The sequence below is a fragment of the uncultured Azonexus sp. genome (assembly GCF_937982035.1).
Classification (GTDB): Bacteria; Pseudomonadota; Gammaproteobacteria; order Burkholderiales; family Rhodocyclaceae; genus Azonexus.
Genome location: NZ_CALJNI010000008.1, coordinates 177,048 through 201,136, shown reverse-complemented (window position 1 = coordinate 201,136; position 24,089 = coordinate 177,048). Strand labels below are relative to the sequence as shown.

Below are 24,089 nucleotides of genomic sequence, written 5' to 3'. Positions count from 1 at the left end.
TTCTCCTTGCGGTTTGTTATGGGAATGGGGTTAAGGGGGCTCAGGCGTCGAGTGCCAGCAACGCCGCCTCGTAGCGGGTCGGCAGGTCGGTCGGGGTGTCGATGGTGATGCCGAGGTCGTGCATGTGACCGTCCTTGAGGCCGTAGATCCAGCCGTGCACGGTCAGTTTCTGGCCGCGCTGCCAGGCGTCCTGGACGACCGGGTTGTGGCAGACGTTGACCACCTGTTCGAGGACGTTGAGTTCGCACAGACGGTCGTGGCGCTTTTCCGGCGGCAGCGAATCGACGGCGGCGAGGTGTTTGTTGTGCACATCGTGCACATGGCGCAGCCACAGGTCGACGACGCCGACGCGGGCGCGGTTCAAGGCGGCAAGCACGCCGCCGCAGCCGTAGTGGCCGACGACCATGATGTGTTTGACCTTGAGCACGTCGACCGCGTACTGGATCACCGACAGGCAGTTGAGGTCGGTGTGCACGACGACGTTGGCGACGTTGCGATGGACGAAGACCTCGCCCGGCAGCAGGCCGACGATCTGGTTGGCCGGTACGCGCGAGTCGGAACAGCCGATCCAGAGGAATTCCGGGTTCTGCAACTGCGCCAGCTTGTCGAAGTAGGTCGGGTCGATCTCGCGCATCTGGCGCGCCCAGGCGCGGTTGTAGTCGAACAGGTGGCAGAGGTTCTCGTTGCAGTTTTCCTCTTCCGACCAGTTATCGAGGTCGAGGGCGAGAAAGATGGTGTTCTCGACCGGCGTCGGGTAATAGGCCGGCACTTCGTTGAAGCCGAGTTCGCGGTAGAGCTTCACCGCCATGCGCATGTTCGGCAGGGTGTCGAGCAGCAGGCGCTTGTAGCCGATTTCCTTGGCCGCCTTGATTGCTGCCAGTGCCAGCGCCCGGCCGACGCCGAGGCCGCGTCGCTCGGGATCGACGTAAAGGCGCTTCATTTCGCAGACGCCTTCGGAGAACGGACGCACCCCGACGCAGCCGGCCGGTCGGCCGTCGACCTCGGCGAAGAACAGCCGGCCTGCCGGCGCCGCGTAGGCGCCGGGCAGCGAGGCCATTTCCTGGTCGAAGTTCTGGAAACAGAGGTCGACGCCCAGCCAGGCCGCGTAATTGCGGAAATACTGGCGGACCTGTTCGATGGCCTCGGTGTCGGCGGCGGAAAGCGTGCGCAGGGTGATCTTCATGCTGTGTGGCTCCTGGTAGGCGAAGGCGGGATACCGCTTCGCATTTTTTACGTTGTCCCCGGGGTGGCCGGGGACAATCGCGCATTCTACCTGTGCCGGTAATTATGAATTCAGCGTGTCTCCGCCATCAGTTCGCGACCAATCAGCATGCGGCGGATTTCCGAAGTGCCGGCACCGATCTCGTAGAGTTTCGCATCGCGCCACAGGCGGCCGGTCGGGTACTCATTGGTGTAGCCGACACCGCCCAGCGTCTGGATTGCCTCGCCGGCCATCCAGGTCGCCTTTTCGGCGGAGTAGAGGATGGCGCCGGCGGCGTCCTTGCGCAGCGTGCGCGAATGATCGCTGCTGTCGCAGGCGCGGCCGACGGCATAAACATAGGCGCGGGTGGCTTGCCAAGTCGAGTACATGTCGGCAACCTTGCCCTGCATCAACTGGAAATCGCCGATCGGCTGGCCGAACTGCTTGCGTTCGTGCAGGTAGGGCACGACCACGTCCATGCAGGCGGCCATGATGCCGAGCGGCCCGCCGCAAAGCACGGCGCGCTCGTAGTCGAGACCGGACATCAGTACCTTGGTGCCGTTGCCGACGCCGCCGAGCACGTTTTCTTCCGGCACTTCACAGTCATCGAAGAACAGCGGGAAGGTGTTGGAACCGCGCATGCCCAGCTTGTCGAGATGGGTGCCGTGGCTGAAACCCTTCATGCCCTTCTCGACGATGAAGGCGGTCATGCCCTTGGCACCGGCCTCCGGATCGGTCTTCGCGTAGACCACCAGGGTATCGGCGTCGCCGCCGTTGGTGATCCACATCTTGGCGCCGTTGAGCACGTAGCGGTCGCCCTTCTTCTCGGCGCGCAGTTTCATCGAGACGACGTCGGAGCCGGCATTCGGCTCGGACATCGCCAGCGCGCCGACGTGTTCGCCGGAAATCAGCTTGGGCAGGTATTTCTGCTTCTGCGCTTCGCTGCCGTTGCGACGGATCTGGTTGACGCACAGGTTCGAGTGGGCGCCGTAGGACAGGCCGACCGAGGCCGAGGCGCGCGAGATTTCCTCGAGCGCGACGATGTGCGCCAGGTAGCCCATGTTGGTGCCGCCGTACTCCTCGCCGGCGGTCATGCCGAGCAGGCCCATGTCGCCGAATTTCCGCCACAGGTCGGCGGGGAATTCGTTGACGCGGTCGATCTCGGCGGCGCGCGGCGCGATCTCGGCGTCAGCAAACGCCTTGACGGCGTCGCGCAGCAGGTTGATGTCTTCGCCAAGGGCGAAGTCGAGGCTGGGAATGTTCATTGGTTTGTCTCCGGTTTGTTGTTGGTTGTCTTGCTGTCCGCTTTTCCGTGCATCGCCATGATCGTCTGCTGCATCAGCGCACACAGGGTTTCTTTACCGTCCTTGACGGCGAAGACTTCGGCCTGGGTAACGATCAGCGTGCGGCCGGCACGGACGACCTGGCCGCGGGCGATCAGTTTTTCACCGTCGGCCGGGGCGAGCAGGTTCATCTTGTATTCGACGGTCAGCACCGAGGCGCTGGCCGGTACCGTGGTCATCGCCGCGTAGCCGGCGGCCGAATCGGCAATCATGCCGACGACACCGCCGTGCACGTAGCCGTGCTGCTGTTCGATCCCGTCCCAGTGCGGCACGTGGATTTCCGTGATGCCGTATTCGATCCGCGGCAGCGCCGCGCGGATCAGCGCCATCGCGCTCTGGCGCTGGAAACTGGCGAGGACGCGGGCAGCGAAATCGGGATCGGTGGGCTTGTGCATGGCAGTCGATTTATCTTACGTTGACGTTAACGTAAACCAATCGGCAAAAAAAATCACGCGTTTTTCCTGCGCGTCAGTTCCTTTTCACACTGCTGCTCGAACTGGCCGATTTCGGCGAGCATCGCTTCGATGTCCTCGCGCTGCTGTTCCAGGGCTTCCCGCCGCTTGGACATGACGCGCAGGCATTCCATCAGTTGCGGCGTCTCGTCCTCGGTCGAGTTGTACATGCCGATCAGGTCCTTGATCTCGGCCAGGCTTAGGCCCAGGCGCTTGCCGCGCAGGGCCATTTTCAGGCGGGCGCGGTCGCGGCGGGTGAAAATGCGTTTCTGGCCCTCGCGCTGCGGGGCGAGGATGCCCTGGTCTTCCCAGAAGCGGATGGTGCGCGGGGTGATGGCGAATTCCCGGGCAAGGTCGGAAATGCTGAAAGTGGCCGGCTGGCTCATGATGTCTCCAAGATTGCCGCGAAGTTAAGCAGATGACGGGGCTTTTTTCAATCCGCTACCGTATGGTAACTTGTACAAAAAACGAAACGGAACAGCATGTCCCTCGATTATCCCTTCACAGAGATTCCCGCCGCCGGGGAAGTGCGCGAAGTCGCGCCCGGCATTTTCTGGCTGCGCATGCCGCTCCCGTTTCAGCTCGATCACATCAACCTGTGGCTGATGCGCGACGGCGCCGGCTGGACCATCGTCGATACCGGTTTCCCCGACGATGCCGTGCGCGAAGCCTGGCGCGCCATCCTCGACCGACTCGACGGGCCGGTGACACGCCTGATCGTTACCCACTTCCATCCCGATCACCTCGGACTGGCGACCTGGCTGCTGGCCGAGACCGGTGCCGAGCTGTGGATGACCGCCGGCGAGTTTCTGACCGCCCATGTCGTGTGGAACGAAGTCGGTGGCCACGGCGCGCGTTTCATGGTCGAACAGTTCCGCCAGCACGGGCTCGACGGCGAGCATCTGGCCCGTTTCGAGAAGCGCGGTTCGGGTTATCGCAAGGCGGTGCCCGGCTTGCCGGAACACTATCGGCGGATCAAGTCCGGCGATGCGATCCGGATTGGCTGTCACACCTGGAAAACAATCATCGGTTATGGTCATGCGCCGGAGCATCTGGCGCTTTACTGTGCCGAACTCGGCGTGTTAATTTCCGGAGACATGTTGTTGCCAAGAATTTCCACCAACATCAGCGTTTTTGCGGCGACGCCGGACGCCGACGCCCTGCGTTGGTATCTGGCGTCGCTGGACCGGATGGCTGAGGAAGTTCTGCCGCAAACCCTGGTTTTACCATCACACGGCCTGCCCTTCACCGGGGTGCAGGCGCGGGTGGGTGCATTGCATGCGCACCACGAAGAACGATTGCATGCGCTTGAGAACAGCTGTGAACACGCGCCGCAGAGCGCAGCCGGGTTGCTCGACGTGTTGTTTGGTCGGGTGCTCGATACACACCAAACGATGTTCGCGATGGGCGAAGCAATTGCCCACCTGAACTATCTGGAACAAGCCGGTCGGCTGTCGCGTAGCATCGACGCCGACGGGGTGATTCGCTATTCGCGGTTGCAGCACCAACCCGCCGCGCACTGACAGAGGGAGTTTCAAGATGTCGCAGCAAACCGAAGACCAGGGCCTGAACCTGCCCAACCCGGCCGAAATGGCCAAGACCTATGCCGAGGTGGCACAGCGCGCCTCGCGCATCATCACCCAGTACATGGAAAAGAAGGCCAAGGACGGCGTCGAGGCACCGGCCGACGAACTCGGCGTGGCCAAGGCCTTCATGGACCTGTCGGCGCGGCTGATGGCCAACCCGTACAAGCTGGCGCAGACCCAGATGAACATGATGTGGGACTACTTCTCGCTGTGGCAGGGTTCCATGATGAAGATGATGGGCATGCCGGGCGCCGCGCCGGTTGCCGAGCCGAAAAAGGGCGACAACCGCTTCAAGGACGAGGAATGGGAACAGCATTTCCTGTTCGACTTCATGAAGCAGTCCTACCTCATCGCCGCCCGTCACATCCATGACACGGTGGCCGATACCGACGGTCTGGACGAAGCGACCCAGCAGAAGGTGAATTTCTTCACCCGCCAGTACATCGACGCGCTGTCGCCGTCGAACTTCGCGCTGACCAACCCGGAAGTCTTCCGCGAAACGGTCAAGAGTCACGGTCAGAACCTGATCAAGGGCCTGAACAACCTGCTGCACGACGTCGAGGCCGGCGACGGTCAGCTGCGCATCCGGATGACCGACACCTCGGCTTTCGAAATGGGCAAGAACGTTGCCACGACGCCGGGCAAGGTGGTCTTCCAGAACGAACTGTTCCAGCTGATCCAGTACGATCCGAAGACCCCGGATCAGTACAAGAAGCCCTTCCTGATCGTGCCCCCGTGGATCAACAAGTACTACATCCTCGACCTGCGCGAGAAGAACTCCATGGTCAACTGGGCGACCAGCCAGGGCCACACCACCTTCATCATGTCCTGGGTCAACCCGGACGAGAAGCTGGCACAGAAGTCCTTCGAGAACTACCTGCTCGAAGGTTCGCTGGAAGCCATCAACCAGGTCTGCGCCCACACCGGCGAAGACAGCGTCAACCTGGCCGGCTACTGCCTGGGCGGTACGCTGACCATGACCACGCTGGCCTACATGACCGCCAAGAAGGACAAGCGCGCCAACTCGGCCACCTTCTTCACGACCATGCTCGACTTCTCCGAGCCGGGCGAACTCGGTGTCTTCCTCGATGAAGGCGCGGTCGCCGGGCTGGAAAAGAAGATGGCCGAACGCGGCTTCCTCGAAGGTTCGGAAATGGCCGGCACCTTCAACATGCTGCGCGCCAACGACCTGATCTGGTCGTTCGTGGTCAATAACTACCTGATGGGCAAGGATCCGTTCCCGTTCGACCTGCTGTACTGGAACTCGGACTCGACGCGTATGCCGGCAGCGATGCACAGTTTCTACCTGCGCAACATGTATTTGGCCAACCTGCTCAAGGAACCCGGTGGCATCACGCTGGGCGGCGTCAAGATCGACATCTCCAAGGTCAAGACCCCGTGCTACTTCATCTCCACGATCGAAGACCACATCGCGCCGTGGAAGAGCACCTACATGGGCGCCCGTCTGCCTTCCGGCAAGACCAAGTTCGTGCTCGGCGGCTCCGGCCACATCGCCGGCATCGTCAATCCGCCGGCAGCCAACAAGTACGGCTACTGGACCAACGATGCCACCGACGGCAACCTGCCGGAAAGCCCGGAAGAGTTCCTGGCCGGCGCCACCCAGAATGCCGGTTCGTGGTGGACGCACTGGCATGAGTGGGTGACCAGCCTGCCGGGTGGTTCGGCCAAGGTGCCGGCCCGTCAGCCGGAAGCCGGCACGCTCAAGGTCATCGAACCGGCGCCAGGCAGCTACGTCAAGTTCCGTCTGGACGCCCAGAAGAAGGACTGACCGGTTTTCTGCCGAGATCATGGGGAGGGCTGCGGCCCTCCCTTTTTTCATTGTGAAAAGGCGTTTGCCATTTGTTACATATCTCCGGCGTGGCTTTCCGTAGCGCGTGCTAACCTGATTCGGTACTCGTCGAACAAGCAAGGAGAGAGAAAATGAAAAACACGATTCTGATGTTCAGTGCAGCCACTCTGGTGCTCACGGGCTGCGCCAACATGGATGAAACCCAGCGTCACACCGGAACCGGTGCGGCGATTGGTGCGGTTGCCGGCGCGGTCATCGGCGCAGCCACGGCCAGCAAGTCTGATCGCGGCAAGGGGGCGGCCATCGGTGCGGCAGCGGGCGCGGCCATCGGCGCCGGCGGCGGTTATCTGTGGTCGAAACGGATGCAGGAGCAGAAAGCGGCGATGGAGCAGGCGACCGCGGGCACCGGTATCGACGTGACGCAGACGGCCGACAATCGCCTGAAGCTGGAAATCCCCAGCGATGTTTCCTTTGATTCCGGTCGCTACGACATCAAACCGTCCTTGCGTCCGGTGCTCGATAAACTGGCGCAGGGGCTGACCCAGCATCCGGTGACCCGGGTGACCGTTGTCGGCCATACCGACAGCGTCGGGTCCGATGCGGTCAATAACCCGCTGTCGGTGAATCGCGCGGCCGCCGTGCGCGATTATCTGGTGCCGCGCGGTGTGGCATCGTCGCGGATTGCCATCGATGGTCGCGGTTCGCGTGAGCCGATTGCCGATAACGCGACGGCCGAAGGCCGGGCGATGAACCGCCGGGTCGAGATTTTCATCGCCGAAACCAGCGCCAACTGATTCGGCCTCACCCCATCCAGCCCGCCGAGTGCGGGCTTTTTAACGTCCGGGCAGAGGCAGTTGCGGTAGGGCCGGCCATTCGACGGCATCGAGCATGTTCTTGACGATCAAGCCCAGCTCGGTGTCACCGGTAATTTCCAGTTCGCGGTTGAAGAACAGGGTATCTGGATCTTCCTGGCGGGCGAGCAGTTGCAGGTAGGCCGACAGGTTGGCGGCAAAGGCCAGGTCGGGTTCGCGCTGGGCCTGGAACACCGGGCGGAACAGACCGTTGCGGAAGGTATAGCTGGCTTCACCGCCGGTATCGAGGACGCGGACGCGGAACAGCTTGTCTTCCAGTGCTTTCAGTTCACTCTCCGGCAGCAGCCTGAGCTTGAGGGCGGCGTTCAGTGCGCCGACCAGGGCCAGCGTGTGCGGCCATTGCGGCAGCTTGTGGCCGACGCGGGCGATGAAGGCGGGCAGGCGGAAGCGGGGAATGACGAAGTTCGGGCTCATGCGATGACTCCGGGAAGTTCGTTGGCGGAATGTACCGCAATACCGGCGTCGCCGTGCCAGTAGCCGTTGACCAGGCCGCTTTCGCTCCAGGCCGAGGTGTCGGGGGCGGTGGCCTGTCCGGTTCCGGCGGCGGCAAAGGCGGCGATGATTTCGGTCATGTGCTTCTTCTGCGGGCTGAGGCGGACGATGTCGATACCGATCGCGCGCAGTGCCGGCATCTCGCCGAGCAGGCTGTAGGTCTGCGCCGACATCGTCTGGATTCCGTTGATGGTCAGGAAATCCTGGCCTTCGCGGGTGCGCAGGGTCAGGCCTTCTTCATGGTCGAGGCACTTGAACTGGCAGTCGTCCTTGTTCAGGTCGTAATGACGGGCGGTGAAGCAGCGTGCGGAAAAGGCCAGCGGCAGTTTGCCGAAGGCGAAGACCTCAGTCTCGACGCCAGCCGGCCGGTAACGATGCAGGTGCTCGATCATCTGGCGTGAGGCTTCCAGCGGCGGTACCCAGCGGCACATGCCGTAGCGCGCGAAGGTGGCCAGCGTTTCCTCGTTGTAGATGTTCAGGTGCGGCCCGGCGACAAAGGGCTTGCCGCAAACCAGATTGACCGCGCCGAGGTCGTTGGCCTCGACCTTGCAACCGGCGTCGTCGACCAGGCGGCGCAGGGCCTTAAGGTCGCTTTCCGATTCGAGCAGGGCCTGCGCCGAAACGATGACTTCTTTGCCGGCGTCGGTCAGGTCGCGGGCCAGGCCAATCCAGTCGCTGGTGCGCAATTGCTGGCGCCGCGAGCAGACGACTTCGCCGACATGGATGATGTCGAGGGCCGGGTTTTCGGCCATTCCCGCGTAAAAGGCCATGACTTCGGCCTTGGGCCAGAAGTAGAGCAGGGGGCCGAGCGACAGTTTCATGCTTACCTCCACGGCCGGTTATAGGCGCCAAGCGTCGCCTGGCTGCCTTCGGAAACCTTGGCCAGTTCGCTCTGCCAGGCCGGTTTGACGTGGTAGCGCGCGTCGCCTTCGCGCAGCGCATCGAGTGCGGCGCGCAGGGTTCGGGTTACCTGGGTGACGTAGGTCGGGCTGCGCTGCCGGCCTTCGATCTTGATCGCGCGCACGCCGATCTTGAGGATGTCGGGCAGGATGGAGAGGACGTTGAGGCTGGTCGGCTCCTCGAGCGCGTAATAGGTTTCGCCCTGGACGTCGAAGCGGCCCTTGCAAAGCGTCGGATAACCGGCCGGTTCGTCGTCGCCGAAGCGGTCGATGAGGATGCCGTTGAGCCGGGTTTCCATGGCGCCGGGCTGCTTGTCCCATTTGACGTACTTGGCCGGCGAGCAGGCGCCGACGGTATTCGGCGACTCGCCGCAGGCGTACGACGACAGCCAGCAGCGACCCTCGTTCATGACGCACAGGCTGCCGAAACCAAAGACCTCGATCTCGACGCTGGTGTTCCGGATCACGTGTTCGACCTGGGCCAGCGTCAGCACGCGCGGCAGGACGGCGCGGCGGATGTTGAATTCCCGCTGGCAGAAATTGATCGCCTCGTAGCTGGTCGCCGAGCCCTGGACCGAGAGGTGCAGGCGCTGTTGCGGATGACGGCGGGTGGCGTAATCGAGCAGGCCGACGTCGGCCAGGATGATCGCGTCCACGCCCAGGTCGACCGCGGCGTCGACCGCCTTGCGCCAGTCGTCGGTACGCCCGGCCTGCGGAAAGGTGTTGATCGCCAGCAGGACCTCGCGACCTTTGCCATGGGCGTAGCGGATACCTTCGCTCATGCCTTTCTGGTCGAAGTTCAGGCCGGCGAAATTACGCGCATTGGTATCGTTCTTGAATCCGAGATAGACGGCGTCGGCGCCATTATCCACGGCTGCCTTGAGCGCCGGCAGGCTACCGGCGGGGCAAACGAGATCGGGCAAAGTGGGCATGAGAAACATTCATTCCGGAGAAGGGGGAAAGTATAGCCAGTGCGTCGGGGCAGCCATTGATCCTCATCAAAACCCCGGCTCGTGCTAGGATTCCGGCAACATTCCCGTACCGGCATTCAGCATCCATGTCCCAGAATCATGTCCTCGTAGTCGACGATGAAGCCATCAACCTGATGCTGATCGAGGATTTCCTCGAGCAGGAAAAACTGGCGCTGGAATTGTTCAGCGATCCCTTGCAGGCCTGGCAGCGACTGGCCGAGCCGAACAGCGATTTTTCGCTGGTGGTGCTCGACCGGATGATGCCCGGCATGGACGGGATGGAACTGTTGCGGCGAATCAAGGCCGACCGCCGCTTCGAGGATGTGCCGGTGATCATGCAGACGGCAGCGTCGGCACCGGAACAGGTGCGCGAGGGGCTGGAGGCCGGCGCCTACTACTACCTGACCAAACCGTATGCGCCGGAAGCGCTGATTTCCATCGTCCGTGCCGCGCTCGACGATCGCCGGGCCCGGGCTTCGTTGCGTACCCGGGCGGCCCGTCTGGAGGAAGCGCAGAAGCTGCTGCTCGGTGCCGAGTACGGTTTTGCCACGCTGGAGGAAGTCTCCTGTCTGGTCCCGGTCCTGGCCGCCCTGTGCCCGGATCCGGACCGCGTGGCACCGGGCCTCTCGGACCTGATGCTCAATGCCGTCGAGCATGGCAACCTGGGCATCACCTACCGGGAGAAGTCGCTGCTCAAATGGGATGGCGACTGGGAGGCGGAAATCCGCCGCCGGCTCAATATCGCGCCGTTCAGCGGTCGGCGGGCGACGATTCGGGTGACCCGCAACAGCGAGGCGATCAGTTTCCGCATCACCGATGAGGGCGAGGGCTTCGACTGGCGAAAATTCCTCGATTTCGATCCCGAGCGGGCGTTCGACCCGAACGGGCGCGGCATCGCCATGGCCCGGCTGACCAGTTTTTCTAGCCTTGAATATGAAGGCCGCGGCAACGTCGTGACGGCCAGCGTCAGTCTGTCGCCGCGGCCCTGATATTTCTCAGCGCAGGACGACGGTCGGCTTGTAGCCGAGGGCGTTGCGGATGCGTTCGGCGACGTTTTCGGCCGCCGGGCGCGTGGCATAGGGGCCAAGCTGCAGACGGTGCAGGCCATTGGCCCGGACGATGTGCATTTCTTCCCTGACCCAGTCGAGTTCGCCGACCAGGTGGCGCTTCAGGTTGTCGGCATTGTCGGCGTTGGCGAAGGCGCCGAGCTGCAGGTAAACCCCTGCCGGCAGGGTGTTTTCCACCACAGGTTGAGCCACTGCCGGCTGCGGCGGCGGTGCTACCTGGGCATAGCTGGTGCTGCTGCCGGTCGGGACGATAGCCTCGACTTCAACCTCGGCGCTGCCGTTGCGGACGATGTCCAGCTTGTGCGCGGCGGTGTAGGAGAGGTCGATGATGCGTCCGGCGTGGAAGGGGCCGCGATCGATGACGCGAACGACGACCGAGCGTCCGTTGCGCAGGTTGGTGACGCGGACGTACGAAGGCAGGGCCAGCGTCGGGTGGGCGGCGGTCATGGCGAACATGTCGTAGGGTTCGCCGATCGAGGTCTTCTGGCCGTGGAACTTCTTGCCGTACCAGCTGGCCAGACCGCGGGCCTTGTACGGGCGGACCGAGGTGTTCGGTTCGTAGCGTTTGCCGAATACTTCATACGGCCGCAGCGCAGGCCGGTGCAGCGGTTCCCAGCGCGGCACGGCGTCGGGGATCTGGTCCAGGTTATCCGGGATCTCGCTGGCCGGGCCGTCATCCTTGTAATAACCGCCGCCGCGCGGGGTGGCAACCGGGGGCGGGGCTGCCGGGCGGCTGGTGCCGGCAGTCGGCGTGCCGCTTGCCGGCCGCTCCGGCTGGCTGCCGCAGGCGGCCAGCAACAGGGTGAAAGTCAGGGGGGCCAGCAGGCGAAGGGAAGCGGTCATTTCTTTACCAGCATGCGGTGGGTATGGATGCTCATCAGGATGCCGACGCCCAGCATCAGGGTCAGCAGTGCCGTGCCGCCATAGCTGATGAAGGGCAGCGGAACGCCGACCACCGGCAGGATACCCGAGACCATGCCCATGTTGACGAAGGCGTAGATGAAGAAGACCAGGGTCAGGGCGGCAGCCAGCAGGCGCGAGAACATGGTCGGCGCAGCGGCGGCGATCATCAGCCCGCGGCCGATCAGCAGCGTGAACAGGATCAGTAGGATGCCGTTGCCGAGCAGCCCCCATTCCTCGGAAAAAACGGCGAAGATGAAATCGGTGTGTTTTTCCGGGATGAATTCCAGGTGGGTCTGGGTGCCGTTGAGATAACCTTTGCCCAACCCGCCGCCCGAGCCGATGGCGATCGTCGACTGGATGATGTGATAACCGGCGCCAAGCGGGTCCGAGGTTGGGTCGAGCAAGGTCAGCACGCGACGTCGCTGGTAGTCGTGCAGCATGTTCCAGGCAAAGGGCATGGCGGCGCCGGCAGCGGCACCCAGGCCGAGCATGATCTTCCACGGCAGACCGGCGAAGAAGATGACGAAGAAGCCGCCTGCGCCGATCAGCAGCGAGGTGCCGAGGTCGGGTTGCTTGAGCACGAAGATGATGGGGACGAGCAGGATGGCGGTGGCAATGGCGAAATGCCGGGCCCTCAGCATCGATTCGTGCTTGTGGAAGTACCAGGCCAGCATCAGCGGCATGGCGATCTTCATGATCTCGGATGGCTGGATACGCATCAGGCCGAGCGAAATCCAGCGGCGCGAGCCATTCACCACGATGCCGAACAGCGCGACCCCGAGCAGCAGTACGACACCGATTACGTAAAGCGGAACGGCAAAGCGCATCAGCGTCTGGGGCGGCGTCCGGGCTACCAGCAGCATGACGGCCGTAGAGGCGGCGATGTTGATCAGTTGCTTGTCCAGCTTCCAGAAACCGTCGCTCGATGTTGCCGAATAGATGGTCATCAGGCCGATACCCATCAATGCCATGACGATCAGGAAGAGCGGCATGTCGAGGTGGGCAAAGATATTCTGGATGATGCGCTTAATCAGCTTCATCGGTGCCCTCCTGGATCAGTTCGTGGGTTTCCTCTTCGTCCGGACTGTCGACTTCAGGCGCCGGGCCGCCCGGCCGCTTTCCGGTCAGGTGGTAGTCGAACAACTGGCGGGCGATCGGTGCCGCCGACTGGGCACCGAAACCGCCGTTTTCGACCATCACGGCGACGACGATCTTGGGATCGTCCACCGGAGCGAAGGCGACGTACCAGGAGTGGTCGCGCAGGCGTTCGCGGACCTGGCCGGCGACATATTTCTGGCCGCTCTTCAGGCTGAATACCTGGGCCGTCCCGGTCTTGCCGCCGGATTCGTAGGCGGCGCCGGCAAAGACGCGGGCACCGGTGCCCTCCTTGACGACCCCGGCCATGCCGCGCTTGACGACCTCGACATGCTCGCGCTTGAGCGCGATCTGGCGAATCGGCTGCGGTTCGACCATGCGTACCTCGCCGGTCGTCGGATTGGTGATCGAATGGACCAGATGCGGCCGGAAGACCTGGCCGTAATTGAGCACATTGGCCAGGGCATGGGCCATGTGCAGGGTCGAATAGGCGTTGTAACCCTGGCCGATGCCGATGGAAATGGTCTCGCCCGGATACCATTTCTGTTGTTCGCGTTTCTTGAAGCGTCGCTGCTTCCATTCGGGCGAGGGGAGGATGCCGGTCGCTTCGCCCGGAATGTCGATTTCCGTCCGCCGGCCGAGACCGAGGTCGCCCATGAAGCGGGCGATGTTGTCGATGCCCATGTCGTTGGCGAGGACGTAGTAATAGGTGTTGCACGAGACGACGATGGACTTGTGCATGTCGACCATGCCGTGACCGCCGACCTTGTCGTCCATGAAGCGGCGGTTGCCGAAGTTGAAGAAGCCGGGGTCGGCGATGGCCTGGCCGGGGGTGCGCTTGCCCGTGGTCAGCGCGCCCAGCGCCATCAGCGGCTTGAAGGTCGAACCCGGCGGGTAGGTGCTGTAGATGGCGCGGTTGAGCAGGGGTTTGTCCGGATGATTGTTCAGTTCATCCCAATCGTCGAAGCGGATGCCGTCGACAAACAGGTTGGGGTCGAAGGCGGGCGAGGAGACGAGGGCGAGAACCGCGCCGTTGCTCGGATCGATGGCAGCCAGCGAACCGCGGCGGCCGCCGAAAGCCTGCTCGGCGACCCGCTGCAACTCGGCATCCAGCGTCAGTTTCAGGTTGTTGCCGGGGGTCGGCGGCGTTTGCGAGAGGACGCGCACGGCGCGCCCGCCGGCATCGACCTCGACCTGTTCGTAACCGGCGGTGCCGTGCAGTTCGAATTCGTAATGGGCTTCCAGGCCGATCTTGCCGATATGCTCGGTGCCCTTGTAGTTCGCGTCATGCCCGCTGGCCTCGATCATCTCCTTGTCCTTGGCGTTGATCCGGCTGATGTAGCCGATCGCATGCGCGGCCAGCGAGTTTTCCGGATACTGGCGGAACAGCCTGGCCTTGACCTCGACGCCGGGGAAGCGATAGCGATGGGCGGCAAAGCGGGCGACTTCCTCGTCGGTCAGGCGGGTACGGATGGGAATGGATTCGAAGTTTTTCGACTCCTCAAGCAGGCGTTTGAAGCGCCGCCTGTCCTTGAGCTGGATTTCGACGATCTCGCCCAGCTGGTCGATGGTCTCTTCGAGGCCCAGGGTTTTCGACGGGGTGATTTCGAGCGTGAATGCCGAATAATTGCGCGCCAGAATGACGCCGTTGCGATCCTCGATATTGCCGCGGTTGGGCATCACCGGCACCAGCGAGATGCGATTGCTTTCGGCACGCGTCGCGTAATACTCGTGCTGCAGCACCTGCAGATAGAAAAAGCGTCCGAAGAGCAGGGCAAAACATAGCAGGACGAAGCTGCCGGCGATGACGAGGCGGTTGCGGAAGCGATCCGAGTCCTGTTCGCTGTGATGGAAGTCGTTCATTGCCGACGGCGGTCAGAGCGGACGGTTTTCGTCCCGCTCGACTGGCTGGTATTGCGGCAGCAGCAGCAGGAAGGTGGCGGGAATCCACAGGAAGGTGGCGATCAGCGGACCGATCAGGAAACCCCAGCCGGGGAAGTCGGCGCCGGCCAGCATGCGCATGGCGAGCTGGATGAACTGGCTGGCCAGCAGCATGGGCAACACCTGCAGGGCCTGCTGGGCCAGCGGAAACCACAGGATGCGCCGGGACTGGCTGGCGGCGATATAGGCCAGCAGGACGTAAGCCAGGCAATGCTGGCCGAGCGCGGCGCCATCGGCGACATCCATCATCAGGCCGAGGACGAAAGCCCAGCCCATGCCGACCCGACGGGGCTCGCGGATGCTCCAGAAGCACAGCACCAGTGCCACCCAGTCGGGAATGCCGGGCCAGTGGGCGGTCGGCAGGAAATTCAGCAAGAGGGCTGCGAGCAGGCTGAAAACGATGAACCAGGGCCGGACCGGCAGCAGGATGCGCGATGAGGAGAACGTTGGCTGCATCATTTATCTCCGGACTTGACCGGCGCCCCGGTGTTGCCGATGCGTCCCGAGGCTTCCGGCGGGCGCGGCGCCTGTGCCTGGCGCGGCGACAGGACCAGGACTTCGCCGAAGTTCTCGACGGCGGCAACGGGGGCGCACAGGATGCGGGCGAAGGCGTAGGAGTGTTCCCTTTCGATGCTGACCACGCGGGCAACCGGAAAACCGGGCAGGTAGACGCCGTCGAGTCCCGAGGTGACGAGCAGGTCGCCTTCCTGGATGTCGGCGTTGGCCGGAATGTAGCGCAATTCGAGTTGACCTTTGCCCAGGCCGAAGACCACCGAGCGCTGACCGCTGCGGACGACCTGGACGGGCACCGTCTGATCCTTGTCGGTGATCAGGGTGATTTCCGACGAGAACGGGAAGGTTCGGGTTACCTGGCCGACCACGCCGGATTCATCGATGGCCGGCTGGCCGGCAACGATGCCGGATTGCTGGCCCTTGTCCACGATGATCTTGTGCGAGAAGGGATCGCGGGCCGTGTACATGATCCGGGCCACTTCGCCCTTGGCTTTTTCCCGCTCCTTGACCGCCAGCAGCTTGCGCAGGCGCTCGTTCTCGCTTTCCAGGTGTTCCAGGCGCTGCAGGTTCGGCGCGGTCTGCAATTGCGTCTGCTTGAGGCTGGCATTTTCTTCAAGCAGGTCGTCCAGCCCGCGCAGGTAGCCGAGCGCGTTGTCGACCAGACTGCCCGGTGTCTGGGCGATACGCTGGATCGGGTCGGTGACCAGGGCGATGCTCTGGCGCAGCAGGTCGAGGCTTTTCAGTCGCAGGTCGACGACGAACAGCGCCAGCGAGATGGCGACATAGAAAGTCAGAAGGGCCAGCGGTGCTGGCCCTCGCTTGAAGAAAGGCGGTGGAGCGTGGTCGGTGCCGGCCATCGCGATCAATCCTGCAATGTTGCGGTCGACGCGTTAATCCGAGGCAAAGATGCTGCCCAGCTTGTCCATCTTTTCCAGCGCCATGCCGCAACCGCGGGCGACGCAGGTCAGCGGTTCGTCGGCGACGATCACCGGCAGGCCGGTTTCTTCCATCAGCAGGCGGTCGAGGTCGCGCAACAGGGCGCCACCGCCGGTCAGGACCATGCCCTTCTCCGCGATGTCGGCACCGAGTTCCGGCGGCGTCTTTTCCAGGGCCGACTTGACGGCGGAAATGATCTGGTTGAGCGGGTCGGTCAGCGCTTCGAGGATTTCGTTCGACGAGATCGTGAACTTGCGCGGGATGCCTTCGGCCTTGTTGATGCCGGAGACTTCCATTTCCTTGACTTCGGCACCGGGGAAGGCCGAGCCGATGGTCTTCTTGATGTTTTCGGCGGTGTTCTCGCCGATCATCATGCCGTAGTTGCGGCTGATGTAGTTGATGATCGCCTCGTCGAGCTTGTCGCCGCCGACGCGCACCGAACCGGCATAGACCATGCCGCCGAGCGAGATGACGCCGACTTCGGTGGTGCCGCCGCCGATATCGACGACCATCGAGCCGGTCGCGTCGGAAACCGGGAGGCCGGCACCGATCGCGGCAGCCATCGGTTCCTCGATCAGGTACACCTGGCTGGCGCCGGCGCCGAGGGCCGATTCGCGGATCGCGCGGCGTTCGACCTGGGTCGAGCCGGACGGCACGCAGATGATGATCCGCGGGCTCGGCGAGAACAGCTTGGAATCGTGCGCCTTCTTGATGAACTGCTTGAGCATCTGCTCGGTGACGGTGAAGTCGGCGATCACGCCATCCTTCATCGGCCGGATGACGGTGATGCTGCCGGGGGCCTTGCCAAGCATTTCCTTGGCCTCCTTGCCGACGGCCTGGATGGTTTTCTTGGCGTTGGGGCCGCCTTCGAGGCGGATCGCAACGACCGAAGGCTCATCGAGGACGATCGAGCGGCCACGCACGTAAATCAGCGTATTGGCCGTGCCGAGGTCGATGGCGAGGTCGTTGGAAAAATACTTGGAGAGGAATCCGAACATCTGTTGAGCTCCGCGCGGGGGATGCGGTAGGTAAAGCTTTTATGATACCTTACAACGCTTTCGTTTTTAAGACTTTGTGCGCCGCAAAAAGTCTTTTTCAAGCCATGTCGCTTACTCCAGAACAGGTTAAACGGATTGCCCATCTCGCCCGCATCGAGGTCAGCGAATCCGAGGCCCTGACCACCCAGGGTCATCTCAACGGCATCTTCGAACTGATCGAGCAGATGCAGGCCGTCGACACCACCGGTGTCGAGCCGATGGCGCACGCGCAGGACGTCTCGCAACGCCTGCGTCCCGACGCCGTCAGCGAGGTCGACCGGCGTGCCGCCTACCAGGCCGTCGCCCCGGAAACCGAGGCCGGTCTCTATCTCGTGCCGAAGGTGATCGAATGATCGACAAGACACTCAAGCAACTGTCGCAGGCACTGGCGTCCAGGGAAATCTCCAGCGTTGAACTGAGCACGCTGTTCCTCGACCGGATCGAGCGCTTGAACCCCGACATCAACGCCTTCGTCACCGTCGACCGCGAAAAAACGCTGGCCATGGCCGCTGTGGCCGATGCCCGCATTGCTGCCGGCACGGCCGGTCCGTTGACCGGTATCCCCATCGCCCAGAAGGACATCTTCTGTGCCGAAGGCTGGCGCACCACCTGCGGCTCGAAGATGCTTGCCGACTTCGTTGCGCCCTACGACGCGACGGTGATCGAAAAGATGCATCGCGATGCCGGCCTGGTTTCGCTGGGCAAGACCAACATGGACGAGTTCGCCATGGGCTCGTCGAACGAGACCTCGTTCTTCGGCCCGGTGAAGAACCCCTGGGACCGTACACGCGTTCCCGGTGGTTCATCCGGCGGTTCGGCGGCGGCGATCGCCGCCCGCCTGGCGCCGGCGGCGACCGGCACCGACACCGGCGGCTCGATCCGCCAGCCGGCGGCGCTGTGCAACCTGACCGGCCTCAAGCCGACCTACGGCGTCGTCTCGCGCTACGGCATGATCGCCTACGCCTCGTCGCTTGATCAGGGCGGCCCGATGGGCGCCACCGCCGAGGATTGCGCGCTGCTGCTCAACACCATGGCCGGTTTCGACGCGCGCGATTCGACCTCGCTCGAACGCCCGGCCGAGGATTACACGCGCAGCCTCGAGCAGCCGTTGGCCGGCCTGCGCATCGGCCTGCCCAAGGAGTTCTTCGCTGCCGGTTGCGACGCCGGGGTGATGGCCGCAGTGCAGGAAGCCATCGACGAATACCGCCGGCTCGGCGCGACCATCGTCGACGTCTCGCTGCCCAACTCGCACCTCTCGGTGCCGGCCTACTACGTCATTGCGCCGGCCGAGGCGAGCTCGAACCTGAGCCGTTTCGACGGCGTCCGCTACGGCTACCGCGCGCCGGACTACGGCAACCTCGACGACATGTACATGAAGACGCGGGCGCAGGGTTTCGGCGAAGAGGTCAAGCGCCGCATCCTGATCGGTACCTACGTCCTCTCGCACGGCTACTACGACGCCTACTACCTGCAGGCGCAGCGTATCCGCCGGCTGATCGCCAACGATTTCGTCGACGCCTTCAGGTCCTGCGACGTGATCCTCGGGCCGACCTCGCCGACGACCGCGTTCAAGCTTGGCGAAAAGTCTGCCGACCCGGTGCAGATGTACCTCTCCGACATCTACACCATCGCCGTCAACCTCGCCGGCCTGCCCGGCATGGCCCTGCCTTGCGGTTTCGCCGGCGGCCTGCCGGTCGGCCTGCAACTGATCGGCAATTACTTCGACGAGGCCCGCCTGCTCAATGTCGCGCACCGCTACCAGCAGGCGACCGACTGGCATCAGCGGCGTCCTCAGGGCATCGAGTAAATGCGCAGCACCATATTCGCGCTGATCGGCGCCGCCCTGCTGGCAGCTTGTGCCTCGCCGCCGCCGGCGCCCGAGCCGGTGCCGGAACCGGCGCCGCCGGTGGCCGAGGAGACGCCGAAATTCAAGAACTCGACCTTGAAGTACCTGGCCAACCGCAACCTGAAGCCGCAGCCGACCCGGCCGCTCAACGTCCGCTCGCGCTGCTCTCACCGTGATGCGATAGGTACCGTCACCCGGCTCAACCTGCTGGTCAAGGAGGCCGAGGTCAAGAGCTTCGATGCTCAGGTCAGCATGAAGGGGCGCGGTGTCTGCAACTTCAACATCAAGGACTTCGCGCAGGACGCGAAGCTGCCGCAGGTCCTGCTCCGGCACAAGAAGGAAAGCGCTTGCACCGTGCGCATGTGGGAACAGGGCAAGGAAGTCACCATCGCCTTCAACAGTTGCCAGCAATCCTGCGAAGGCAAGGCTTTCGATTATCTGTGGCCGGTCGTCGTCGACGCGAAGACCGGGCGCTGTCATTGAACGGATGAAACCATGAATCAATGGGAAGTTGTCATCGGCATCGAGACGCACGCACAACTGGCGACCGTCTCGAAAATTTTCTCGGGCGCTTCGACTGCCTTCGGCGCTGCACCGAACACCCAGGCCTGCGCGGTCGACCTGGCCCTGCCCGGCGTGCTGCCGGTGCTCAACCGTCAGGCCGTCGAATGTGCGATCCGCTTCGGCCTGGCCATCGGTGCCCACGTTGCGCCGAAGTCGGTGTTTGCGCGCAAGAACTACTTCTACCCCGACCTGCCCAAGGGCTACCAGATCAGCCAGTTCGAACTGCCGGTGGTGCAGGGCGGCGCGATTACCGTCCAGGTCGGCAGCGGCGACAAGGCTTACGAAAAAACGGTCAACCTGACCCGCGCCCACCTCGAGGAGGATGCCGGTAAGTCACTGCACGAGGATTTCCACGGCAAGTCAGGCATCGACCTCAATCGTGCCGGCACGCCGCTGCTCGAAATCGTCACCGAGCCCGACATGCGCTCGTCCGACGAGGCCGTCGCCTACGCCCGTGCCCTGCACGCGCTGGTGCGCTGGATCGGCATCTGCGACGGCAACATGCAGGAGGGTTCGTTCCGCTGCGACGCCAACGTTTCCGTGCGTCGTCCCGGTGCGCCCTTCGGTACCCGCCGCGAGATCAAGAACCTGAACTCCTTCCGTTTCCTCAAGGAGGCCATCGACTACGAAGTCCAGTGGCAGATCAACGAGATCGAGGAAGGCCGCACGATCCAGCAGGCAACCGTGTTGTTCGATCCGGACAGCGGTGAGACGCGCACCATGCGGACCAAGGAAGACGCACACGACTACCGTTACTTTCCCGACCCGGATCTGCTGCCGCTGGTCATCACCGATGACTGGATCGCGCGGGTCAAGGGTGAATTGCCCGAACTGCCGGTGCAGAAGCGTCAGCGTTTCATGGACCAGTTCGGCTTGTCCGCCTACGATGCGACGACGCTGACCGCCAGCCAGGAAATCGCCGATTTCTACGAGGCGACCGTCGGTGTTGCCGGGCAGGGCGCGGCCAAGCCCTGTGCCAACTGGGTCATGGTCGATCTTGCTGCCCGCCTGAACAAGGACGGCCTGGAAATTGCCCAGTCACCGGTCTCCCCGGAGCAACTTGGCGGCCTGGTGGCGCGCATCGCCGACAACACCATCTCCAACAACATCGCCAAGAAGGTTTTCGAAGCGCTGTGGAATGGCGAGGGCGCGAGTGCCGACGAGGTCATCGACAAGCAGGGCCTGACGCAGATTACCGACAGCGGTGCCATCGAAGCGTTGGTTGACGAGGTGCTCGCGGCTAATGCGGCCAATGTCGCCGAATATCGCGCCGGCAAGGAAAAGGCGTTCAACGCGCTGGTCGGTCAGGTGATGAAGGCCGCGAAGGGTAAGGCCAATCCGCAGCAGGTCAACGAACTGCTGAAGAAGAAGCTGGAGGCTTAAGGTTCGACGGGCTGGGCGCTTGAGCGCCCGGTCAGCTGGAAGTAGCGCTGGCGGTCGTTGTCGTACTTGGTGCGGACGGCTTCCAGCTCCTTACGCTTGAGCTGGATCAATTCCTGTTGCAGCCGGATTTCGTGGCCGACGGTGCGCAGCTTGGTATCGAGTTCGGGCGGCATCGCCTTGCGTTTGTAGAACTCGGCTTCTTCGGCCAGCTTGCGTTGCGCTTTCTGCAACTCGGTGATCTTGGCCGTGGCATTCTGGATGGTCAGTTGCACATCGCCTTCGGCCTTGCGCTGGGCCAGGTCGATGTCCTCGGCCGTGGCATAGGTGGTTAGCAGGGCCTGGTCGATGCGGCGTTGTTCGAGGCGCTTTTCTTCTTCCTCTTTCTTGCGCTGCGCTTCGGCAGCGGCGGCTGCCTTCTGCTCCGGTGTCAGCGGTGCGGCCACGTTGCGGATCGGGTTGCCGGCCCGGTCGAAGACCCGGTAGGCCAGGCCGCGACATTGTTGCGGCAGCATGTCGGCGCAGATGCGGCGACCGCTGGCGGGGTCGGTGCAACAGAAAAGTTCTCCCGCCGCCGCCCATGCTGGGGCGGTCAGCAGACTCAACACGAGTGTGGCGACGGCCCTAGACATCGACCCCGTATCGTTCGCGGTAGGCGGCGACGGCGTCGCGATGCCCGGCGAACTCGGCGTGGTGTTCAAGGTAGGTCATCAGGTCGCGCAGTCCGGCGACGGCGATCACGGGAATGCCGTAGTCGCGCTGGACTTCCTGAACGGCGGACAGCTCGCCCTGGCCGCGCTCCTGGCGGTCGAGGGCAATCAGGACGCCGGCCGGCGTGGCGCCGGCGGCACGGATCAGTTCGACCGACTCGCGCACCGAAGTGCCGGCCGAAATCACGTCGTCGACGATCAGCACGCGGCCGCTCAGCGGGGCGCCGACGATGGTGCCGCCTTCGCCGTGATCCTTGGCTTCCTTGCGGTTGAAGGCGAAAGGATAGTTGCTGCCTTCAGCGGCCAGGGCGATGGCGATCGCGGCGACCAGCGGAATGCCCTTGTAGGCCGGGCCAAACAGCATGTCGAACTGGACGCTGCCGGCCTTCGCCGCTTTCGCGTAGAATCCGGCGAGACGCCCGAGGGACGCGCCATCGTTGAACAGGCCGGCGTTGAAGAAGTAGGGCGACAGCCGCCCGGCCTTGGTCTTGAATTCGCCGAAACGCAACACCTCGCATTTCAGGGCGAACTCGATGAAATCCTGACGAAAATCCATAAATCCCCAGTTCTTGTCTGGAAAACGACTGATATTCGCGCAATGTTACGCATCATCTCACTGAACCTCAATGGCATCCGCTCGGCCTGGAGCAAAAATCTGCTGCCCTGGCTGCAACAACAGCAGGCCGACATCGTCTGTCTGCAGGAACTGAAAGCCCAGGCAGCCGACCTGAATGCCGAGATGCGCGCCCCCGATGGCATGCACGCCGCCTATCACTATGCCGAGAAAAAAGGTTACAGCGGCGTCGGCGTCTGGAGTCGGATGGCGCCGGCAGTCGTGACCGAGGGGTTCGATGGTGGTGAGTTCGATGCCGAAGGCCGCTATCTGCGCGTCGATTTCGGCAATCTGTCGGTGATCTCGCTTTACCTGCCGTCCGGTTCGTCGTCGCCGGAGCGGCAGGAAGCCAAGTTCCGCTTTCTCGATGTCTTCCTGCCCCGGATGCAGGCGTTGCGTGCCGAAGGTCGGGAAATCGTGCTGTGTGGCGACTGGAACATCGCACACAAGGAAATCGATCTTAAGAACTGGAAGTCGAACCAGAAGAATTCGGGTTTCCTGCCTGAGGAGCGTGCCTGGATGACCCGGGTGTTCGATGAACTGGGCTGGGTCGATGTCTATCGCCAGCTTCATCCGCAGGCGACCGGCGAGGCCTACACCTGGTGGAGCAATCGCGGTCAGGCCTGGGCGAACAATGTCGGTTGGCGCATCGATTACCAGATCGCCACCCCCGGTGTGGCAGCGACGGCTAGGCAGGCGTCAATCTACAAGGACAGCCGCTTCTCCGATCACGCGCCCTTGATCATCGACTACGACTATCTTCTGGCCACCAATGCGAATTGATTTACGCCGCTGGAAGGGCTAACCTGTAATCCCTGAACAACCGCTCGCAGACGAGGTTACAAAATGTCAGAACAAATGACTGCCGCCAACAAGGACAAGCTGGTTTCCGACCTGAAGGTCGTGATTGCCGATACCGAGGAGCTTTTGCGTGCCACCACCGGCGTTGCCGGGGAGAAGGTCGGCGAACTGCGCGAGCGCCTGTCGGTTCGACTGCGCGACGCCAAGGAGCGCATCATCGATCTCGAACATGTCGTCATCGACAAGACCAAGGCTGCCGCCCGTGCCACCGACGACTTCGTCCATGACGAACCGTGGAAGGCCGTTGGCGTTGCTGCCATCGTCGGTCTTGCCCTGGGTGTGCTGATCGGTCGCCGCTAAGCGGATGAGCACCCAGTTGCCGCCCGAAGACGCCGGGCGTCCGGGGCTCTTCGCCGCGCTGAAGAACATTCTCGCCACGCTCCTGTCGATTGGCAGGACGCGGGCGGAATTGCTCGCCGTCGAGATCGAGGAGGAGAAATATCGCCTGATCGCGATGTGGGCCAAGGCCATCGGCGCGGCATTCCTGATCGCGCTGGGTGTCATCATGGCCGTGTTCAGCCTGGCGCTGGCCTTCTGGGAGCAGCGGGTGCTGGTTTTCGGGCTGTTCGCCGCCCTGTTCTTCGTCGGTGCCGCCGTGCTGGTGCTGTCGTTGCGGCAGCAGGCAAAAGCGCCGAGCCGGCTGTTCCGCAGCAGCCTGGCGGAGCTGGACGCCGACATTGCGGAATTGCGCGGCAGTACGCGCGAATGAACGAAAAACGACTTGAACTTGCCGCTAGGCGGGGCGCTCTTGGCGCTCGCATCGCCGCGCAGCGGCAGAAGCTGGCGCGTGAAGCCGACGCGCTGAGCGGCGTGTTTTCTGCCGGCGATGCCGTGTTGCGCGGCGTCGACTGGCTCAAGCAACATCCGCTGGCCGTCGGTGCTGCCGTTGCCGGTGCCGTGGTTGTCCGGCCCCGCCGGGCCTTGCGCTGGGCCCAGCGCGGCTTCTTCGTCTGGCGTGGCTGGCGGGCGATGCGCAACACGCTTTCCCGCCTCTAGC

27 protein-coding genes are annotated in these 24,089 nt (G+C 63.3%); 12 read left to right on the top strand and 15 right to left on the bottom strand.

Annotated features, from left to right (window positions below):
• Positions 1-40: 40 nt before the first annotated feature.
• The 4 genes from can to Q0799_RS06920 all read right to left on the bottom strand — a co-directional run bounded on the left by can (position 41) and on the right by Q0799_RS06920 (position 3,382).
• A complete protein-coding gene (gene can / locus Q0799_RS06935) occupies positions 41-1,183 on the bottom strand; it encodes a carbonate dehydratase (protein ID WP_298396176.1) in 1,143 nt (380 codons plus the stop codon).
• Between the two features lie 110 nt (positions 1,184-1,293).
• Positions 1,294-2,466 carry an isovaleryl-CoA dehydrogenase gene (locus tag Q0799_RS06930; protein ID WP_298396173.1) on the bottom strand — a complete coding sequence of 391 codons (1,173 nt, stop codon included), beginning with the start codon at positions 2,464-2,466 and terminating at the stop codon, positions 1,294-1,296.
• Positions 2,463-2,939: a PaaI family thioesterase gene (locus tag Q0799_RS06925; RefSeq protein ID WP_298396170.1), complete on the bottom strand. Its 477-nt coding sequence runs from the start codon at positions 2,937-2,939 to the stop codon at positions 2,463-2,465. Before Q0799_RS06925 ends, Q0799_RS06930 begins: the two co-directional genes overlap by 4 nt.
• Positions 2,940-2,992: 53 nt before the next feature.
• Positions 2,993-3,382 carry a MerR family DNA-binding transcriptional regulator gene (locus Q0799_RS06920; RefSeq protein ID WP_028994025.1) on the bottom strand — a complete coding sequence of 130 codons (390 nt, stop codon included), beginning with the start codon at positions 3,380-3,382 and terminating at the stop codon, positions 2,993-2,995.
• 96 nt (positions 3,383-3,478) lie between these two features.
• On the opposite strand from Q0799_RS06920, the gene Q0799_RS06915 reads away from it, so the two are divergent.
• The 3 genes from Q0799_RS06915 to Q0799_RS06905 all read left to right on the top strand — a co-directional run bounded on the left by Q0799_RS06915 (position 3,479) and on the right by Q0799_RS06905 (position 7,186).
• A complete protein-coding gene (locus tag Q0799_RS06915; protein ID WP_298396165.1) occupies positions 3,479-4,519 on the top strand; it encodes an MBL fold metallo-hydrolase in 1,041 nt (346 codons plus the stop codon).
• A 16-nt stretch (positions 4,520-4,535) separates the two neighbouring features.
• The gene (gene phaC, locus Q0799_RS06910) at positions 4,536-6,371 is read left to right on the top strand and encodes a class I poly(R)-hydroxyalkanoic acid synthase (protein WP_298396162.1); all 1,836 of its coding nucleotides are present in this window, start codon (positions 4,536-4,538) and stop codon (positions 6,369-6,371) included.
• Positions 6,372-6,523: 152 nt separating this feature from the next.
• Positions 6,524-7,186 (top strand): OmpA family protein, encoded by a 663-nt coding sequence (locus tag Q0799_RS06905; protein WP_298396157.1) that lies wholly within the window; start codon positions 6,524-6,526, stop codon positions 7,184-7,186.
• 39 nt (positions 7,187-7,225) lie between these two features.
• Here Q0799_RS06905 and Q0799_RS06900 read toward each other — a convergent pair whose 3' ends face one another.
• The 3 genes from Q0799_RS06900 to Q0799_RS06890 are packed head-to-tail and all read right to left on the bottom strand — an operon-like array spanning position 7,226 to position 9,587.
• Positions 7,226-7,678, bottom strand: coding sequence for an SCP2 sterol-binding domain-containing protein (locus tag Q0799_RS06900; protein ID WP_298396154.1), 453 nt, complete (start codon positions 7,676-7,678; stop codon positions 7,226-7,228).
• Positions 7,675-8,577 carry a U32 family peptidase gene (locus Q0799_RS06895; protein WP_298396151.1) on the bottom strand — a complete coding sequence of 301 codons (903 nt, stop codon included), beginning with the start codon at positions 8,575-8,577 and terminating at the stop codon, positions 7,675-7,677. The genes Q0799_RS06900 and Q0799_RS06895 overlap by 4 nt, the downstream gene beginning before the upstream one ends.
• A gap of 2 nt (positions 8,578-8,579) precedes the next feature.
• Entirely contained in the window at positions 8,580-9,587 is a 1,008-nt protein-coding gene (locus Q0799_RS06890; protein ID WP_298396148.1) for a peptidase U32 family protein, read from the bottom strand.
• Positions 9,588-9,712: 125 nt separating this feature from the next.
• On the opposite strand from Q0799_RS06890, the gene Q0799_RS06885 reads away from it, so the two are divergent.
• On the top strand, positions 9,713-10,615 hold the full coding sequence (locus Q0799_RS06885) for a response regulator (protein WP_298396144.1): 903 nt from the start codon (positions 9,713-9,715) through the stop codon (positions 10,613-10,615).
• Between the two features lie 6 nt (positions 10,616-10,621).
• On the opposite strand, the gene Q0799_RS06880 is transcribed toward Q0799_RS06885, so the two are convergent.
• From Q0799_RS06880 to Q0799_RS06855, 6 genes are read right to left on the bottom strand one after another with little or no spacing between them, the layout of a single operon-like run.
• Positions 10,622-11,536 (bottom strand): septal ring lytic transglycosylase RlpA family protein, encoded by a 915-nt coding sequence (locus Q0799_RS06880; protein WP_298396140.1) that lies wholly within the window; start codon positions 11,534-11,536, stop codon positions 10,622-10,624.
• Complete coding sequence (gene rodA / locus Q0799_RS06875; RefSeq protein ID WP_298396138.1) at positions 11,533-12,636, bottom strand: rod shape-determining protein RodA; 1,104 nt, start codon at positions 12,634-12,636, stop codon at positions 11,533-11,535. Before rodA ends, Q0799_RS06880 begins: the two co-directional genes overlap by 4 nt.
• Complete coding sequence (gene mrdA / locus Q0799_RS06870) at positions 12,623-14,554, bottom strand: penicillin-binding protein 2 (protein ID WP_298396135.1); 1,932 nt, start codon at positions 14,552-14,554, stop codon at positions 12,623-12,625. Before mrdA ends, rodA begins: the two co-directional genes overlap by 14 nt.
• Before the next feature lie 12 nt (positions 14,555-14,566).
• Positions 14,567-15,088, bottom strand: coding sequence for a rod shape-determining protein MreD (gene mreD, locus Q0799_RS06865; protein ID WP_298396465.1), 522 nt, complete (start codon positions 15,086-15,088; stop codon positions 14,567-14,569).
• On the bottom strand, positions 15,088-16,002 hold the full coding sequence (gene mreC / locus Q0799_RS06860; protein WP_298396132.1) for a rod shape-determining protein MreC: 915 nt from the start codon (positions 16,000-16,002) through the stop codon (positions 15,088-15,090). The genes mreD and mreC overlap by 1 nt, the downstream gene beginning before the upstream one ends.
• A 33-nt stretch (positions 16,003-16,035) precedes the next feature.
• The gene (locus Q0799_RS06855; protein ID WP_028994038.1) at positions 16,036-17,079 is read right to left on the bottom strand and encodes a rod shape-determining protein; all 1,044 of its coding nucleotides are present in this window, start codon (positions 17,077-17,079) and stop codon (positions 16,036-16,038) included.
• 104 nt (positions 17,080-17,183) lie between these two features.
• Between Q0799_RS06855 and gatC the strand changes: the two genes are divergently transcribed.
• Genes gatC through gatB form a run of 4 tightly spaced genes read left to right on the top strand, consistent with a single transcriptional unit; the run spans position 17,184 to position 20,911 of the window.
• Positions 17,184-17,471 carry an Asp-tRNA(Asn)/Glu-tRNA(Gln) amidotransferase subunit GatC gene (gene gatC, locus Q0799_RS06850; RefSeq protein ID WP_298396129.1) on the top strand — a complete coding sequence of 96 codons (288 nt, stop codon included), beginning with the start codon at positions 17,184-17,186 and terminating at the stop codon, positions 17,469-17,471.
• A complete protein-coding gene (gatA, locus tag Q0799_RS06845) occupies positions 17,468-18,925 on the top strand; it encodes an Asp-tRNA(Asn)/Glu-tRNA(Gln) amidotransferase subunit GatA (protein ID WP_298396126.1) in 1,458 nt (485 codons plus the stop codon). The genes gatC and gatA overlap by 4 nt, the downstream gene beginning before the upstream one ends.
• Positions 18,926-19,447, top strand: a complete 522-nt coding sequence (locus Q0799_RS06840; RefSeq protein WP_051295237.1) for a hypothetical protein — start codon at positions 18,926-18,928, stop codon at positions 19,445-19,447. It begins immediately after the preceding gene.
• 12 nt (positions 19,448-19,459) lie between these two features.
• Positions 19,460-20,911 carry an Asp-tRNA(Asn)/Glu-tRNA(Gln) amidotransferase subunit GatB gene (gene gatB / locus Q0799_RS06835; protein WP_298396122.1) on the top strand — a complete coding sequence of 484 codons (1,452 nt, stop codon included), beginning with the start codon at positions 19,460-19,462 and terminating at the stop codon, positions 20,909-20,911.
• On the opposite strand, the gene Q0799_RS06830 is transcribed toward gatB, so the two are convergent.
• Both Q0799_RS06830 and pyrE read right to left on the bottom strand, forming a co-directional pair.
• Positions 20,908-21,540: a hypothetical protein gene (locus Q0799_RS06830; RefSeq protein ID WP_298396119.1), complete on the bottom strand. Its 633-nt coding sequence runs from the start codon at positions 21,538-21,540 to the stop codon at positions 20,908-20,910. The two genes, gatB and Q0799_RS06830, sit on opposite strands and share 4 nt — an antisense overlap.
• The gene (pyrE, locus tag Q0799_RS06825) at positions 21,533-22,174 is read right to left on the bottom strand and encodes an orotate phosphoribosyltransferase (protein ID WP_298396116.1); all 642 of its coding nucleotides are present in this window, start codon (positions 22,172-22,174) and stop codon (positions 21,533-21,535) included. Before pyrE ends, Q0799_RS06830 begins: the two co-directional genes overlap by 8 nt.
• A gap of 42 nt (positions 22,175-22,216) precedes the next feature.
• Here pyrE and Q0799_RS06820 point away from each other — a divergent pair, with 42 nt between their 5' ends.
• From Q0799_RS06820 to Q0799_RS06805, 4 genes are all read left to right on the top strand, one after another.
• A complete protein-coding gene (locus Q0799_RS06820; protein WP_298396113.1) occupies positions 22,217-23,014 on the top strand; it encodes an exodeoxyribonuclease III in 798 nt (265 codons plus the stop codon).
• A gap of 63 nt (positions 23,015-23,077) precedes the next feature.
• The gene (locus tag Q0799_RS06815; RefSeq protein ID WP_298396111.1) at positions 23,078-23,392 is read left to right on the top strand and encodes a DUF883 family protein; all 315 of its coding nucleotides are present in this window, start codon (positions 23,078-23,080) and stop codon (positions 23,390-23,392) included.
• Positions 23,393-23,396: 4 nt separating this feature from the next.
• Positions 23,397-23,801 (top strand): phage holin family protein, encoded by a 405-nt coding sequence (locus tag Q0799_RS06810; protein ID WP_298396109.1) that lies wholly within the window; start codon positions 23,397-23,399, stop codon positions 23,799-23,801.
• Positions 23,798-24,088 (top strand): YqjK family protein, encoded by a 291-nt coding sequence (locus tag Q0799_RS06805; protein WP_298396107.1) that lies wholly within the window; start codon positions 23,798-23,800, stop codon positions 24,086-24,088. The genes Q0799_RS06810 and Q0799_RS06805 overlap by 4 nt, the downstream gene beginning before the upstream one ends.
• Position 24,089: the final 1 nt, after the last annotated feature.

Bases quoted from the DNA above. Each gene is read 5' to 3' on its own strand.
- Q0799_RS06930 (WP_298396173.1), bottom strand. From the start codon at position 2,466: ATGAACATTCCCAGCCTCGACTTCGCCCTTGGCGAAGACATCAACCTG.
- Q0799_RS06820 (WP_298396113.1), top strand. From the start codon at position 22,217: ATGTTACGCATCATCTCACTGAACCTCAATGGCATCCGCTCGGCCTGG.
- rodA (WP_298396138.1), bottom strand. From the start codon at position 12,636: ATGAAGCTGATTAAGCGCATCATCCAGAATATCTTTGCCCACCTCGAC.
- Q0799_RS06880 (WP_298396140.1), bottom strand. From the start codon at position 11,536: ATGACCGCTTCCCTTCGCCTGCTGGCCCCCCTGACTTTCACCCTGTTG.
- Q0799_RS06890 (WP_298396148.1), bottom strand. From the start codon at position 9,587: ATGCCCACTTTGCCCGATCTCGTTTGCCCCGCCGGTAGCCTGCCGGCG.
- phaC (WP_298396162.1), top strand. From the start codon at position 4,536: ATGTCGCAGCAAACCGAAGACCAGGGCCTGAACCTGCCCAACCCGGCC.
- Q0799_RS06915 (WP_298396165.1), top strand. From the start codon at position 3,479: ATGTCCCTCGATTATCCCTTCACAGAGATTCCCGCCGCCGGGGAAGTG.
- Q0799_RS06900 (WP_298396154.1), bottom strand. From the start codon at position 7,678: ATGAGCCCGAACTTCGTCATTCCCCGCTTCCGCCTGCCCGCCTTCATC.
- Q0799_RS06885 (WP_298396144.1), top strand. From the start codon at position 9,713: ATGTCCCAGAATCATGTCCTCGTAGTCGACGATGAAGCCATCAACCTG.
- Q0799_RS06840 (WP_051295237.1), top strand. From the start codon at position 18,926: ATGCGCAGCACCATATTCGCGCTGATCGGCGCCGCCCTGCTGGCAGCT.
- mreD (WP_298396465.1), bottom strand. From the start codon at position 15,088: ATGCAGCCAACGTTCTCCTCATCGCGCATCCTGCTGCCGGTCCGGCCC.
- Q0799_RS06810 (WP_298396109.1), top strand. From the start codon at position 23,397: ATGAGCACCCAGTTGCCGCCCGAAGACGCCGGGCGTCCGGGGCTCTTC.
- Q0799_RS06855 (WP_028994038.1), bottom strand. From the start codon at position 17,079: ATGTTCGGATTCCTCTCCAAGTATTTTTCCAACGACCTCGCCATCGAC.
- Q0799_RS06895 (WP_298396151.1), bottom strand. From the start codon at position 8,577: ATGAAACTGTCGCTCGGCCCCCTGCTCTACTTCTGGCCCAAGGCCGAA.
- Q0799_RS06925 (WP_298396170.1), bottom strand. From the start codon at position 2,939: ATGCACAAGCCCACCGATCCCGATTTCGCTGCCCGCGTCCTCGCCAGT.
- mrdA (WP_298396135.1), bottom strand. From the start codon at position 14,554: ATGAACGACTTCCATCACAGCGAACAGGACTCGGATCGCTTCCGCAAC.
- Q0799_RS06920 (WP_028994025.1), bottom strand. From the start codon at position 3,382: ATGAGCCAGCCGGCCACTTTCAGCATTTCCGACCTTGCCCGGGAATTC.
- can (WP_298396176.1), bottom strand. From the start codon at position 1,183: ATGAAGATCACCCTGCGCACGCTTTCCGCCGCCGACACCGAGGCCATC.
- gatC (WP_298396129.1), top strand. From the start codon at position 17,184: ATGTCGCTTACTCCAGAACAGGTTAAACGGATTGCCCATCTCGCCCGC.
- mreC (WP_298396132.1), bottom strand. From the start codon at position 16,002: ATGGCCGGCACCGACCACGCTCCACCGCCTTTCTTCAAGCGAGGGCCA.
- Q0799_RS06815 (WP_298396111.1), top strand. From the start codon at position 23,078: ATGTCAGAACAAATGACTGCCGCCAACAAGGACAAGCTGGTTTCCGAC.
- Q0799_RS06905 (WP_298396157.1), top strand. From the start codon at position 6,524: ATGAAAAACACGATTCTGATGTTCAGTGCAGCCACTCTGGTGCTCACG.
- gatB (WP_298396122.1), top strand. From the start codon at position 19,460: ATGAATCAATGGGAAGTTGTCATCGGCATCGAGACGCACGCACAACTG.
- pyrE (WP_298396116.1), bottom strand. From the start codon at position 22,174: ATGGATTTTCGTCAGGATTTCATCGAGTTCGCCCTGAAATGCGAGGTG.
- Q0799_RS06805 (WP_298396107.1), top strand. From the start codon at position 23,798: ATGAACGAAAAACGACTTGAACTTGCCGCTAGGCGGGGCGCTCTTGGC.
- Q0799_RS06830 (WP_298396119.1), bottom strand. From the start codon at position 21,540: ATGTCTAGGGCCGTCGCCACACTCGTGTTGAGTCTGCTGACCGCCCCA.
- gatA (WP_298396126.1), top strand. From the start codon at position 17,468: ATGATCGACAAGACACTCAAGCAACTGTCGCAGGCACTGGCGTCCAGG.